The organism is Paenibacillus sp. FSL H8-0537 (genome assembly GCF_038051995.1).
Classification (GTDB): domain Bacteria; phylum Bacillota; class Bacilli; order Paenibacillales; family Paenibacillaceae; genus Pristimantibacillus.
The window spans coordinates 4,385,257-4,399,155 of the sequence record NZ_CP150290.1 but is presented as its reverse complement, the minus strand read 5'-3'; the positions used below and the strand labels follow the sequence as shown (position 1 = coordinate 4,399,155).

The following is a 13,899-nucleotide window of genomic DNA, read 5'->3' as shown; positions in this document are numbered from 1 at the left end:
AGGAGGCATAGAGATGAATATAGCCAAAAATGCCCTGTTGGTCGCATGCTTCCTAGTCGGGATTATCATTGCAGGCTGCTCCGATACGCCATCTGGCAATCATAGCGAGGACGATAATCAGGCTTTGTCGGTATTTGCGCAGGGGAAGTCCTTGAGCGCTGCTTTCACGGATTCTCGTGTCGCCGGTATGAAGGGAGTAGCTGAAAATGACCAACTGCGGCTATTCGTAGATGATCAGAATGGGGCGATAGCGGTTCTTATTAAACAAACGGGTGAAATATGGAACAGCAACCCGCTTGATCGAGGCTCGGATTCGCTTGCTACGGGAGTAAACAAGGATTTATTGTCCTCGCAAATAAAAATTGATTTTTATAATAGCTTTGGCCAGATCAACTCTATTAATTCATACACAGACAGTGTTGTCCATAAACAGATTAATGTCACAGAGATTCCGAGTGGGATCAGCGTATCTTATCAATTTGGAACGAGCGCAAAAACAGCAGAAGATTTACCCAAAATGTTAAGCAAGGCCCGTTTCAAGGAATTGTCGGGCAAGCTGAAGAAAGCGGGAAAAAGAGCCTTGCTCATCGCTTATAAAGAGGATACGGAAAAAGCGGTATATACAAGAAATGACAGCGCATTGAATGGGCTTCAATTGGAGCGGGCGCTCGCTGCGTTGGAGGAATCGGGTTATACAGAAGCGGAGCTGCAGGAGGACATGGCCGAGCTTCAATTTACGCAGGAGAAGCCCGCCGCGCGCATTTTTCAAGCATCGATTGAATATACGCTGGATGCGGATAGCCTAGTTGCCAAAATTCCCGTTTCCAGCATCCGCTATCCCGATGAATATCCCGTTAACACGATTTCGCTCCTCAGCTTTTTTGGTGCAGGAGGGAAGGATGAGGACGGTTCGATGTTCGTTCCGGACGGCTCAGGTGCTCTTATCCACTTTAACAACGGAAAAACCAAATATCCAGCCTATCAGCAGCTTGTCTACGGGGCGGATCAAACGATAGACAGAACCGAGAATGCAGCTAGAGAACAGAAGGTGAGACTCCCTGTGTTTGGGATTATTCGGGAGGGCGGAGCTTTTCTCGGAATCATTGAGGAGGGCGCATCTGTTGCTACCATCCATGCGGACATTGGAGGCAGGTTGAACAGCTACAACTATGTTTATCCGAATTTTTATGTGATCAATAAGGGAACAGTATACCTAGATGGGAATGGGCAGCAGCGTTCACTCCCAAGATTTCAAGAAAATCCGATGAAAAGCGATTATACGATCCGTTATGCTTTTCTAAGTGGCAAGCAAGCTTCTTACCAAGGAATGGCTCGATATTATCAGCAATATTTGGAGAAAAAGAATGGATTGCTTAAGCACGAAGCAGATGATACGACAATGGATACCCCCTTCTATTTGCAGCTGGTTGGAAGCATATCCAAGCAGAAGCACTTCGTGGGCATTCCCTATCAGGCACTTGAACCGCTTACGACATTCGAGCAAGCGCAGACCATTATCGAGCAGCTGCAGCAGCGTGAGATAAGCGATATTAAGCTCAAGTATTCTGGCTGGTTTAATGGAGGTCTCGATCATAAAGTCCCGAACCATGTTAGGGTCGATAAGGAAATCGGGGGGAGCAAGGGCTTGCAGGAGTTTATTGCGTTTGCCCAGAGCAAAGGGATTTCTCTGTTCCCGGAGGTTTCCGTTTTGACTGCGCTTACAGGAGGAGGGTTCGATGAGTCCGATGAAGCTTCAAGAACGCTAAGAGAGGTTCCTGCCATGCTTTATCCGCTTGATCTGGCATTGAATCGACGTGATATAACCAAATCGCCGTCCTATGTCATATCCCCACGGCTCGTAGTAGGTTATACGGATTCCATGCTCAAAGGCATTCGTGATTTACAGCCTGGAGGCCTCTCGCTGCAGGATTTGGCTGATCAATTGAATAGCGATTTCCGTAAAAACAAGCAAATGGATCGAACGGTGTCTGAAGCCATATCGGGCGAAGCGCTGGAGAAAATTCGGGATGAAAAGTTGAAGGTAATGGCTAACGGAGGAAATGCCTATGCGCTGCCTTATTTGTCCCATATTACGAATGCACCGTTGTCCGGCAGCGGATTTAAGCTTGAGGATGAAGAAATTCCTTTCTATCAGATGGTCATTCGTGGGTTTATTGAATACGCCGGGGCGCCGTATAATCTTTCTACCTATACGAATGAAAAGCAATATGTGCTGAAAAATTTGGAATATGGAGCGGGTGTTTACTTCGAATGGATTTACGAGCCGAACTATAAGGTAAAAGATAGTGAATACAATCATCTCTATGCTGTCAATTACAAGCTATGGCTCGATAAAGCCTCCGAGATCTATCAAGAAGTGAACGCCGTTCTGAGGAGCGTTCGAAACGAGCGGATTACCACGCATGACAAGCTGGATGAAGGCGTATTTAAGACGGTTTATGAGAATGGAATATATGTGATTGTGAACTATAACCAGACTCAAGTGACGGTTGAAGGCAGGACGGTTGAAGCCGAGAGCTATATTACGGGTGGTGAACGCTCTTGAAGCTTATTACGAAGCTCGGGTTGAAGCAGCGGACATATGCGCAGCAGAAGGCTTTTTTAGGTTTTATTTTTGTACTGCCCTGGCTGCTTGGATTTGTTTTTTTCTTTTTTATTCCGATGGTCTCCTCCTTACGCTACAGCTTTAGTTCTATTTCGGCTAACTCGGAGGGCCTGAGCATCCAATTTATCGGATTTTCAAACTTTGTGGAGGCTTTGACGATCAATACGAGCTTTAATCGCATATTGACAGAAGCGATTGTGGACATGGTCGTAAACGTACCATTGATCGTTATATTCAGTTTGTTTTTAGCTGTATTGCTGAATCAGAAATTTTTCGGCAGAGCTATTGCAAGGTCGATCTTTTTTCTGCCTGTCATTTTGGCTTCGGGGGTTATTATGACGCTTGAGAGCACAAGCTTGATCCAAGCTGTCAATGACCAAAATGCGGGCTCCAGCATCATCAATGCTTTTGGCGCTTATGAGCTGGCCGGATTAATGCTTGATGCGGGAGTTAATGAAGACATTGTCTTGTATCTTACGGGGGCAGTCGACCGTATTTATCAGATTGTAAGTCAGTCGGGCGTGCAGCTCTTGATCTTCCTAGCGGGTATCCAGACGATATCTCCTCAGCTGTATGAGGCGTCCAAGATGGAGGGAGCTACGGGCTATGAAGCATTTTGGAAAATTACGTTCCCGATGGTCAGCCCACTCATTCTCGTCAATATGATCTATACGATTATCGATTCGTTCTCAAGGAATAATATGACGGAATTGATTCGGGAGACGGGCTTTGCCACCTTTAACTTTGGACTCAGCTCAGCGATGGCATGGCTTTATTTTCTGGCAATCATGATTATTTTGCTGATCAGCTCGTATTTTGTATCTAAAAGGGTGTTCTACCAAGACTAAAAGGAGCGTGAATGCCTTGATAATGGACCGATTATTATCGCTAGAAAGCTGGAAGCGGTGGCTGTGGTCATTCGTTCGTTTAACTTTAATCGCAGGATTATCCTTCGTTATCCTTTATCCTATTCTGCAAAAGATTTCTACAGCGATAAAGTCCAAGACCGATCTATACTCACCGATTGTAATATGGATTCCACAAAATTATTCGCTGGATAATATTAAGCAGGCGATAGCCATTATGGATTATTGGCAGACGCTGCTGAACACGTTTGCGCTGTCGTCGACAACGACCCTGCTGACGGCTGCCTCCTGCGCGCTCGCTGGCTATGCTTTTGCAAGACTTAAGTTTAAAGGGAGCAAGCTGCTTTTTGGCGGCGTCATTCTAACGATCATGGTTCCGCCTACGACTATACTTATTCCCGTGTATTTAAACCTGAAGGACTTTACCCTGATGGGCTTGATTCCTTTATTGACGGGGAAATCTGTTAATTTGCTGAACACGTATTGGCCGTTTATTTTAACCTCCATAACAGCCAATTCCTTGCGAGCAGGGCTGTATATTTTTATTTTTCGCCAATTTTTTAGAGGTGTGCCCAAGGAGGTTGAGGAGGCCGCTTATATGGACGGTGCGGGTGTCGGGCAGACGTTTTTACGCATTATGCTGCCAAATGCGATGCCGGCAATCGTAACCGTGTTGCTGTTCTCGTTCGTATGGCAGTGGAACGACAGCTTCTTTACGACAACCTACCTAACGTCGAGCAAAGTGATGTCTACACAATTGGCTTCCTTGCCTTATAATTTATCCATCTTTCTCCAAGACGGCGCATCCTCCAAAGCAGACCCGTTTTACTTGAGCATGGTACAGGACACGGGAATACTGCTTGCGATTTTGCCGCTAATTATTCTTTATCTGTTCGTGCAGCGCTACTTTGTCGAAAGTATCGAGCGGACAGGACTTGTTGGATAAGAGAAACAACCAAATGATAGGCAAGCATCTAGTGGGAGCAGCGAATTGCTGGATAGCCTGCTAGGTGCTTTTTTAGTCTGTAGATCAATAAATAGATTCACCACGCTTGGGATTCCAAGCGTTTTTTGCTATGCTGAATTTAGATGATTTGAAATGAGGAAGTAGTGAAAACCTATGAAAAAAATACTAATAATAGATGATGAAGCTGATCTTCGGAAACTGCTGACGGAAGAGAAAGCTGAAACTCCTGTCTTTAACAACAGAAATATGGAGACGGTTATGATGCTGCTGGTAGTTGGAACGGTCCTTTGGGGAGGCTATGCGATCTTCCGAATCAATAGGAGCAAGAAGAGAATAACAGCTGGGAGATTGATTATTTCATCGGTCGGGAGACTGCTGCCGGTCTTGATTTTTCTATTCCTGCCCCAGCTAGCTTCATTTATTGTTGCTGGACGTGTGCTGCCTTGGTTAGGATTATGGACCACCATGTCATCTCTGATCATATGGCTTGCTGTATTATCGCTGGTAAATATAACGAATCTAGTATGCCGTTACCGATTGTATTTCCAGTCTAGATAGGGGGGATTCTAGGTCGATTTTCGATAAAATTTATTTCCGTACATTAGCCCATTCCCTACACGAATGTCCTTCATACGATATACGGTGCCTTATGTTGAGTTGCCGTGTCATCATCTGCTCAAAGGGAGTTGCGATTATTGAAATCAAAAACGAAGCTTACTGGGCGAGTTATTTTCAAAGGCGATCCAGGTTATGAAGCAGCACGTAAAAATTGGGACCCCCATACGGACAAATTCCCTAAAGTGTTTGTTTTTGCCCAAAGAACGCGAGATGTAGCTAATGCTATAAAATGGGCCCGTGAGCATAAGGTGCCGATTCGACCGAGAAGTGGAAGACATTCTCTCGAAGTCAATCTTTCACAGGTCAATGGCGGAATTGTCATCGATGTAAGTAATATGAAAAAAATCAAATTAAATAAAAGATGCGGAACGGCTGTTGTCGAGACGGGCAATAGAGTGGGAAGAATTGCAAACACGCTTGCACGGAAAGGTTTTATAGCTCCTTTTGGTGACAGTCCTACTGTAGGGATCGGCGGTATCACACTCGGTGGGGGAATCGGGCCGCTCCAACGGTCGATTGGCCTCATCAGCGATAATCTTCTTGAAGTCGAAATGGTTGATGCGAAGGGAAGGGTGATTCGTGCCAACAAAAAGTGCAACTCTGATCTGCTATGGGCCTCCCGTGGGGGTGGCGGCGGCAACTTTGGCGTATATACCAAATACAAATTTAAAGTACATCGCGCTCCAGCCGAGGCTACCGTATATCGCATCACTTGGCCCTGGAATCAATTCGAAGCGGTACTCAAAGCCTGGCAAAAATGGGCGCCTTTCGTCAATAACAGGCTAGGCAGCGAATTATCCATCGGTCCGAAAAAGGGCGGCAATGTATCCATGGAAGGGCTGTTCCTCGGATCAAAAACGGAGGCGATCCGCCTATTAAGGCCCGTTACGAGCGTCGGAACGCCTACGAGCACAATAATCCGGTTGCTGCCGTACACGGAAGCGGTGAAATTTCTATTGCCTCCCGATCCGGTGCTTACTCAAAGATACAGCAATCAATTCTCCTCCGGTTTCGGAAGGAAGCCGTTCCCCAATCAGGCGATAAAGTCCATGCGCAATTTTTTAGAAAAGGTAGAAGGAGAGTTCGCGGGATTCTTTTTCCTCAACTGGGGTGGGGCCGTAAGCCGTAAAGCTCCTCGATCAACGGCATTTTACTGGCGTAAAGCGAAATTTTATGTGGAGTGGAACAGCTCTTGGCTCAAGAAATCTGAAGCCGTTAAAAATATCGCCATTGTTCGCAAAACACGCCGGAAGCTGCAGCCCTTTATCGTAGGGTCCTATATAAACGTTCCAGACCAAGGAATTAAAAATTCCGGACCGGTATACTATGGAGCGAACTATCCTAGGCTGCGGAGAATAAAAGCGAAATATGACCCTCAAAATGTGTTTAGAAATCCCCAAAGTATTACTCCGGCTCGCAGAGCAACGACAAAGTAACCATTTTTCCAGGTAGCTAGCTTAGTGATTTTGCTAACATTAAAAACTCCTTCGTTGTAGGCATATAGGCATGTAGGTATGCACGCAACGAAGGAGACCCAATATATGTGCTACATAGAATTTTCAAAGTGAATACTATAGTTAGTGATGTTTTTAAGGAAGGTTTTGCGTGTTATCCTATACAGGGATAATATACTAGGGAGAAAACTTATGAATATGGAACGAACATTGGTAATTAGCGATATTCACGGCTGTTACCGCGAGTTTATAGAACTCTTGGAAAAAGTCGAATATCGTTCAGTACAAGATAGACTGATTCTTCTGGGGGATTATGTCAGTAGAGGGCCGGAAAGCAAAGAGGTCGTTGACTTAGTCATGCATTTAGTCCAAGAGCAGGGGGCAATTGCATTGCAAGGCAACCATGACCATCGTTTTGTTAGGGTGATAGAGAATCGGGCGAGTGAACAAGAAATAATTAAATTTTTTGAGCATGGCGGCAGCGAAACTTTACATAGTTACTGTAAGACTACCAAAAGCAATAGTTTAGATCATTTGAAGGAAGTACGAGATGTGATTATGGGGGAGCTTTCTTCTCACATGGACTTTTTGAAAAACCTTCCTTTCTTTTACGAAGATAACGATTACATCTATGTGCATGCAGGTTTAAATCCTTTAGTATCCCAATTATCTGAGCAGAATGTTCATGACTTGCTGTACATCAAGGAGGAGTTTTACAGGAACAAAACCCGTATGGAAAAGGTTGTTGTCTTTGGTCATACGATTACAAAGGATATTCACGGTTCCTGTGAGATCTGGCTTGGCGGAGACAAAATAGGTATTGACGGTGGTTGTTCCTTTGGAGGACAACTCAATTGCCTAGAGCTGGTCCATGGCAAAGTAAGCGGGTTTTACGTAAACGCTTCAAAATGCTGATGTTATCCATGTGCTTGATCGCGGGCGGATTGTGAGTGGTGGGTCGGGTAAAGCATGAACGACATTTATGACGATCGTCACTTATCATATGACGGCCGTTTTTCTTTTTGAAAGCGCTTAAATTTTGCGTGGACAAAAAGTTGTGATGGTGATAATATTGTTTCTACAAGAAACAATATTATTTTTAAAGAATATAATTTTCTAGGCAATCACACAATAAGCACACTAAAAAACGCTCGGGGCTGGTGGATTTCAATCTGTTTTGTGCTTGAGCGTAGCGAAAGGAATGGGAATTATTATGAGCATGATTGAAACAACGATCGCCTCCTTTGACGGTACAAAGCTTTATTTCAGTAAAAATGTGGTCAGTGATGCAAAGGCCGCAGTTGTAATCGTTCATGGTTTATGCGAACATGCTGGACGCTACGATTATTTGACGGAAAAATTAAACAAGCGTGGTTTTAATGTATATCGTTTTGACCATCGTGGCCATGCCAGGTCAGAAGGTCCGCGCACCTTCTACAACGATTTTCATCAAATGATTGACGATGTAAATGTCATTGTTGAGGCGGCATTGCAAGAGAGCGGCGATACCCCTCTTTTTGTAATCGGACATAGTATGGGAGGCTTTGCTTCCTCTTCTTTTGGAACCAAATACCCAGGCAAAGTAAAAGGGATTGTTTTATCTGGAGCGCTTACGCGTTATCATACGAAGGTTGCCGGAGAACTGCCGCTAGCGCTTCCTTTGGGCACGTATTTTCCAAATGAGCTTGGCAGCGGAGTATGCAGTGATCCAGAGGTTGTATCCGCTTACGCGAATGATCCGCTAGTAGAAAAGCAAATTTCTGTAGATCTATTCAATTGCCTAGGGTATGGAATAGAGTGGCTGAAACAACATGCGAAGACATTTGTTGATCCGGTTTTAGTGCTGCACGGAGCGAATGACGGGCTCGTAAGCGAACAGGATTCTCGTGATTTTTACGGAGATATTGCTTCTACTGATAAAACGTTGAAAATTTATGCGCATCTCATGCATGAAATATTTAACGAACCAAGTCGCGACGAGGTCATTGAAGAAGCCGTTTCTTGGATGGAACAACGAATCTGATTTTTGTACATGCAAGATGAAAGGGATCGCCAATGAAATTAGAATGGATGGGCAACCATCGAGCACTTATTGAGAAAATCATTAAGTACGGGAATGCTTACTCAAACACCTATAAGCTGCAGCGCAGCTATGGAACAGATGTGATGTTCTCTGCCTCGCAAATTCAGACGCTGGAATATATTCTGGAAGCGGAGGACAAAGATGAGAAAATGTCGGAAATGGCAGCACGACTTGGCGTTAGTCGCAGCACTTTTTCCAAAAACGTTAAAAATTTAGAGGAAAAAGGCCTATTGGAGAAATATCATTTAAGCGGCAATCGCAAAGATATATATGTAAAGCCTTCTGCCGAAGGGCGCAAGGTGTATGCAAAATACACGGAATTTGTCCGCCAAATTTGCTTTGATGATATTTTTCAGTATGCTGACAAAGTATCAGAGGCGGACAAGGATAACTTCATTCGTATTTTAGATTTATTTGCTGATGTGCTGCTATGGTATGGTGAAAAAGAACAAGTGCCGCGCAAGCTAATAAAAATGGATGCAGTAACGGATGATATAAATGAGTAAATTCGCTACTACCTGTGAAAGTTGAGTTACTCATCCCCTATTTAAATGGAATTTCCCCTCAGGCTGTGAAATGGCTTGAAGGGAAATTCCTTTTTTATATTTATGGGAGCCTGAGTCATCTGAAAAGCTAGCCTTTCAATTCCACGACCTTCGTCGCCACATGCTTGCAAAACTCGCTGTCATGCTCTACAAAAAGTATCGTTGGCGCATGCTCCAGCAGCAGCTCTTCGATTTGCATCCGGGAGATGACATCGATAAAATTGAGCGGCTCATCCCAAATATGCAGATGGGCGGGCTCGCAAAGGCTTTTAGCGATCAGCACCTTCTTTTTCTGGCCGCCGCTGAAGGAGGCTATGTCCTTTTCGAATTGAATACGAGAAAAATCCAGCTTCCTTAAAATCGCTTTGAACAAGCTTTCGTCGATTCCATGGCTTTCGGCATAAGCTGACAAATGGCCTCGCAAATGCGCGGTGTCCTGCGATACATAGGAAATTTTCAGCTGGCTTCCTTTGCGGAACGTTCCAGAGAAGGGAATTTCCTCGCCATAAATCAGCTTGAGGATACTTGATTTTCCAGAGCCATTCGGGCCGGAAAGAGCAATGCGATCCCCTTGCTCGATCGTGAAGCTGACGTCGCGGCAAACCGGCTTCTCGCCATACTGAATCAAGACGTGATCCAGCTCAATCAGCTGGGACTTGTGATAAGCCAATTGCGAAATTTTGAGGCTATCGGAGCTTTCGACATTTTTCAGAAGCTGGGATCTTTCGTCGATAGCCGACTGCTGTCTATGCTCGAGCGACTTGGATCGCTTCATCATTTTCGCGGCCTTGTGACCGATGTACCCTTTGTCTACCTTGGAACCGGAATTTCGGGTGCCATTTTTCGTTTTCTCTACTTCATGTGACCAGCTGCTCGTTCGTTTTGCCGCTTCGTTCAGCCGCTTGACGTCCTTGCGCAGTTTTTCGTTCTCGGCCATTTCGAAGTGGTCCTGCCGTTGTTTATTTTCCCACCAATCGGAAAAGCTGCCTTTCTGAATTTCGATACCAGCCTTGTTGATCGTCAGAATATGATCGACGCAGTTGTCAAGAAATGCCCGATCATGGGATACGAGAATAAACCCGCTCTTGGCTTTCAAATAATCGCTGACCAGCTTCCTGGCATGGATGTCCAGATGGTTCGTCGGCTCATCGATGAGCAGAAAGCTGTTTTCCTTTAGAAACAAGGCAGCAAGCTGCACTTTCGTTTGCTCCCCGTTCGATAAAGTATCGAAGGGCCTGTATAAAACATCCTCCGACACCTTCAGCAGGGAAAGTTCGCGCAGAAGCTCCCAATGCTGATAGTCCGGACATATATGGTCGATGATATCCAGCGTATTGTTTTCCTTATTTTTGATAGGGAATGGAAAATATTCAAAGCTGACATCGGCAGAAATGGTGCCATTGTATTCATAGTTGCCGAGCAGCAGATTAAGAAACGTCGTTTTCCCCCGGCCATTCCTTCCCGTAAAGCCCAGTTTCCAGTCGGTATCGATTTGAAAGCTGACCTGATCAAAGATATTGTCGTAGCTGCCTTCATAGGCAAATGTAAGGTTCGTCACTTTAATTAAGGACATGACAAATTCCCCCTTTTGAAAAAAATAAAAAGAGCTACAAGAAAGTTACCCTTCTTGTAGCTCAAAAAATACAGCAAATTCAGCCCAGCATGGGCCAAATAAGCCTATATATTTGAGTGAAAAGAATAAGTAACTTTCTTGCACGCAAAGAACAAAACACGATGTTTTATTCTTCAAACGTTCAGCAAGAAAGTCTACATTATCCTCTTCAGCTCCTATCGCACAGTTTAGTGAATTTTAACATATCCTTTGTTTGGCTGCAACCCTACAAAGGAGTTATGCGTAGCCAAAGTGTTAGATAATCATGCTTCCGTTTTGTTATCAATGATAATTGCACTGGAGGTTTCTTTATCCCATGTTACATTGGTGTTCAGTGCTTCGCTAAGAAAGCGTAGTGGTACAAAAACTTTGTTGTTTTTAACCTTACCAGCAACTTCAAGTGTAACGGCTTTCCCATTAATCGTAGCGATTTTACTGCCTAGCGTCAGTTTGACCACGATACCATCACGCGTAACGGTCACCGTTTTCGAAACATTATCATAAGTAACTACGGCGTCCAGCGACTCGGAGATTGCGCGAAACGGAACAAACGTGCGTCCGCTCTCAACAATGGGAGATACGTCAGTACCTAGCGTTTTGCCATTTACATAAACCTTTACACTTTTGTTGCCGAGCTTTATTTTTATTTTACTAAGCTTCTTATATTCTTCAATATTGGTAGGGTCCTGCGAGACAACCTCGGCTTGCACTTCTTCTGCAGCTTTTAGTTCTCCATCCTGCTCCAATGTAGTGACCAGTGTACCTAAACTAGTATCAGCATTCACATCAATGTTATATTTTGTTTTAAGCAGCTCGGCAATTCGATCGCCCGCGGGTGTATCTTTGACGTTTCCATACGCATTTTGAAGACCTTTCGAGCCATTGTTCTTTCCGTTGCCGTAAACGGAATCGCTCACAGTAGTACCTTTTGCTTCGACTTTAATAGTTGCTTCGTTTTTGCCTTGATTTCCAGGTGCGGCAAATGCAGTGGTTGCCATTAGGCTAAGTGAGACTACACCAGCCAAAATTACTGATTTTTTCATTTTTTTACCTCCGTGAGTATGTAGTGTATGCAACAGCTACAACTATTCGGAGGGCATAAAGCTTTTTTGAGGGTACACTGAAATATTTGAGATCAGCAATCGCTCCCACGTTTGTAATAAATTTTGTACCGCTGCGCTTTTCATCGCTGAAAAAGCTTTTATGTACGTTTAAAGTACCTAGCGGCCGTGTACCGCTTCCATCAGTTTTTTGAGCAGCTGCGTTTTGCCACGCACTTCCGCTTTCTTGTATATTCTACCTAAATGCTTCTTCACCGTTACTTGGGTGACGCGTAAGCTCTCGAAGATTTCCGCGATGGACTTGGTCGATATGACGAGAAGCGCAACCTCACGCTCTTTACTCGTGAAGCCGAAGATTCCCTCGGGCAGTGATGGAGCGGAAGAGACTCCTACTTGTTGAAGCAATTGGTCGAAATACTTCCTTTGTTTTTCTCCTCGCAAATCCAGAAGAAACGTGGGGGACGGAAGCTGCGGACCGAAGTCAAAATGAGTGGCACCCTCCACCTGATGAAAGCCCATCCGTTTCGTAATTTCTTGATGATAGGGAAGCGGGCTTGAAAATAAAATGATTCCTTGCTTCATGAGCAGGGAGAGCAGCAGATGCATTAATGCTGTTCGGGAAGGAATACCGCTGTCTTTTCTTAAATCGATGTGATAAATGTACCAGCCTGCCGGTTGATCAGGAGCACTGTGATACGGCTTTAATTGTTGTTCATTAAGCGTTGCAAAATAATGTCTGGATACCGGTAGCGCTTGCAAATAATCCAGGGAATCGCGATGAATGGGAATAAATACGGCAAGCCCAATGGTTAGCCCATCTTGATTTTTGATCATTCGAATGACATCTGTCCCAAGTGTAATCAGCTTGGCGGGCTCCAGATGGCTGAAGGCCACTCGGTCATGCTCCGCGGAAATTTCCATAGAATGCGCTTCGCCCGATTGCAGGTCATAATAGCTGCGGACATAATTAGCCTCGGTTTTCAGCACATCCTCAATATAATCCTCGACAAGCCGAAGATTGCCCTCAGACACCGTCTCGTATTCGTACCCCTCATACGGAGCCTCCTCGAAGAAAGTAGAGAGCAGGATGGAGTCGCCCAATCCGTACATTAAGCTGGCGATGGTTTCGGTCAAGTCAAGCTCGGAGAAGTTGTTCATGATCTCCCGATGATAATAAGCGATGCTTCGCTGCCATAACCTCGAATATCGCTTTGGCGTACGGGAACGAATTTCCCTCGATAAAGCCTTGCCCAGCAAAGCATGTATATAATATCCGCCGTGGCTGGGACGAATGAAGGATAAATCAATCAGCTTGCGAAAAAGTGAGCTTTCAATGGCAGAGCCAAGCATCCACTCCAGCAGCTCCTGATCAAAGCTCCGCACGAGTGATGCAGCCTCCACTAATGCTTGCAGCGATTCGTCGGGCACTTCACGCAGCCACCGATAAGCGATTTCCCGAAATAGGTCATCCTGCTTGGTGAAGCGCTCTTCAGGCGGCAGCTCCTCCAGTGATAAGCCGATCGATAACGACATCGTTAAGGGATGGCCTTGTGTGAAGGCATACCGCTTGCGAAGCATGGAGTCATTGTGGATATGATAGATTTCGGCGTAGGCTTTGCAGGCATTCGTTCATGATGCTGGTCTTTCCTAGCAAAGCTGATGAACAAGCTCTTCTCCTGCTCGCGGCCAACGAAGAAACGGCTTTCCATCCGCTTGATTCGATCTCCTAAAGTGACTTGCTCTATTTGATCTGTATGATCCTCAATCATTTCAAACTACCCCTTTGTCCTAACAAAATGCAGCCCTTTGGATACTAGGATTAATATGAAACATGTAAGTATGATTCGTTTATATGCAATCTTAATTTTACCATGGCAAGCCGAAAGAGGGGGGAATATGCAAAGGATTAAGCTAAGAAAAAGGATTTCATTATGGCTCGTATTACCGCAGAGGATAACCATTTTTTTGTGGCAGGTCATTTAACTAAAGGATAGACGCTTCCAGCACTAGCGCAAATGAACCACATCCTATGGACGTGGTTCATTTGTGTTAGTGCTGAAATGCCGT

The 13,899-nt window shown here is 44.8% G+C and carries 12 protein-coding genes; 8 read left to right on the top strand and 4 right to left on the bottom strand.

Translation table 11 applies throughout. The features are described 5' to 3' along the window. Positions 1-13: 13 nt before the first annotated feature. The 8 genes from MHB80_RS18505 (at position 14) to MHB80_RS18470 (ending at position 9,120) form a co-directional block, all read left to right on the top strand. Positions 14-2,566, top strand: coding sequence for a DUF5696 domain-containing protein (locus MHB80_RS18505; RefSeq protein WP_341278356.1), 2,553 nt, complete (start codon positions 14-16; stop codon positions 2,564-2,566). Continuing rightward, the gene (locus MHB80_RS18500; protein ID WP_341278355.1) at positions 2,563-3,474 is read left to right on the top strand and encodes a sugar ABC transporter permease; all 912 of its coding nucleotides are present in this window, start codon (positions 2,563-2,565) and stop codon (positions 3,472-3,474) included. Before MHB80_RS18505 ends, MHB80_RS18500 begins: the two co-directional genes overlap by 4 nt. Positions 3,475-3,490: 16 nt before the next feature. Then, positions 3,491-4,438, top strand: coding sequence for a carbohydrate ABC transporter permease (locus tag MHB80_RS18495; RefSeq protein ID WP_341278354.1), 948 nt, complete (start codon positions 3,491-3,493; stop codon positions 4,436-4,438). 174 nt (positions 4,439-4,612) lie between these two features. Beyond that, positions 4,613-5,017, top strand: a complete 405-nt coding sequence (locus MHB80_RS18490; protein WP_341278353.1) for a hypothetical protein — start codon at positions 4,613-4,615, stop codon at positions 5,015-5,017. Positions 5,018-5,154: 137 nt separating this feature from the next. Beyond that, entirely contained in the window at positions 5,155-6,513 is a 1,359-nt protein-coding gene (locus MHB80_RS18485; RefSeq protein ID WP_341278352.1) for an FAD-binding oxidoreductase, read from the top strand. 210 nt (positions 6,514-6,723) lie between these two features. Beyond that, on the top strand, positions 6,724-7,446 hold the full coding sequence (locus tag MHB80_RS18480) for a metallophosphoesterase (RefSeq protein ID WP_341278351.1): 723 nt from the start codon (positions 6,724-6,726) through the stop codon (positions 7,444-7,446). 298 nt (positions 7,447-7,744) lie between these two features. Next, a complete protein-coding gene (locus MHB80_RS18475) occupies positions 7,745-8,554 on the top strand; it encodes a lysophospholipase (protein WP_341278350.1) in 810 nt (269 codons plus the stop codon). Positions 8,555-8,586: 32 nt separating this feature from the next. Next, positions 8,587-9,120 (top strand): MarR family winged helix-turn-helix transcriptional regulator, encoded by a 534-nt coding sequence (locus tag MHB80_RS18470; RefSeq protein ID WP_341278349.1) that lies wholly within the window; start codon positions 8,587-8,589, stop codon positions 9,118-9,120. A 127-nt stretch (positions 9,121-9,247) separates the two neighbouring features. Here the strand turns inward: MHB80_RS18470 and MHB80_RS18465 are convergent, their stop codons facing one another. The 4 genes from MHB80_RS18465 to MHB80_RS18450 form a co-directional block, all read right to left on the bottom strand. Continuing rightward, positions 9,248-10,732, bottom strand: coding sequence for an Lsa family ABC-F type ribosomal protection protein (locus tag MHB80_RS18465; protein WP_341278348.1), 1,485 nt, complete (start codon positions 10,730-10,732; stop codon positions 9,248-9,250). Positions 10,733-11,034: 302 nt separating this feature from the next. Beyond that, positions 11,035-11,814, bottom strand: coding sequence for a stalk domain-containing protein (locus tag MHB80_RS18460; RefSeq protein ID WP_341278347.1), 780 nt, complete (start codon positions 11,812-11,814; stop codon positions 11,035-11,037). Positions 11,815-11,991: 177 nt separating this feature from the next. Beyond that, positions 11,992-13,365 carry a helix-turn-helix transcriptional regulator gene (locus MHB80_RS18455; protein ID WP_341278346.1) on the bottom strand — a complete coding sequence of 458 codons (1,374 nt, stop codon included), beginning with the start codon at positions 13,363-13,365 and terminating at the stop codon, positions 11,992-11,994. Positions 13,366-13,367: 2 nt separating this feature from the next. Continuing rightward, positions 13,368-13,601, bottom strand: coding sequence for a hypothetical protein (locus tag MHB80_RS18450; RefSeq protein ID WP_341278345.1), 234 nt, complete (start codon positions 13,599-13,601; stop codon positions 13,368-13,370). Positions 13,602-13,899 lie beyond the last annotated feature (298 nt).

Coding starts and splice junctions, on each gene's coding strand:
- MHB80_RS18490 (WP_341278353.1), top strand. CDS start 4,613: ATGAAAAAAATACTAATAATAGATGATGAAGCTGATCTTCGGAAACTG.
- MHB80_RS18505 (WP_341278356.1), top strand. CDS start 14: ATGAATATAGCCAAAAATGCCCTGTTGGTCGCATGCTTCCTAGTCGGG.
- MHB80_RS18450 (WP_341278345.1), bottom strand. CDS start 13,601: ATGATTGAGGATCATACAGATCAAATAGAGCAAGTCACTTTAGGAGAT.
- MHB80_RS18460 (WP_341278347.1), bottom strand. CDS start 11,814: ATGAAAAAATCAGTAATTTTGGCTGGTGTAGTCTCACTTAGCCTAATG.
- MHB80_RS18480 (WP_341278351.1), top strand. CDS start 6,724: ATGAATATGGAACGAACATTGGTAATTAGCGATATTCACGGCTGTTAC.
- MHB80_RS18470 (WP_341278349.1), top strand. CDS start 8,587: ATGAAATTAGAATGGATGGGCAACCATCGAGCACTTATTGAGAAAATC.
- MHB80_RS18465 (WP_341278348.1), bottom strand. CDS start 10,732: ATGTCCTTAATTAAAGTGACGAACCTTACATTTGCCTATGAAGGCAGC.
- MHB80_RS18455 (WP_341278346.1), bottom strand. CDS start 13,365: ATGTCGTTATCGATCGGCTTATCACTGGAGGAGCTGCCGCCTGAAGAG.
- MHB80_RS18475 (WP_341278350.1), top strand. CDS start 7,745: ATGAGCATGATTGAAACAACGATCGCCTCCTTTGACGGTACAAAGCTT.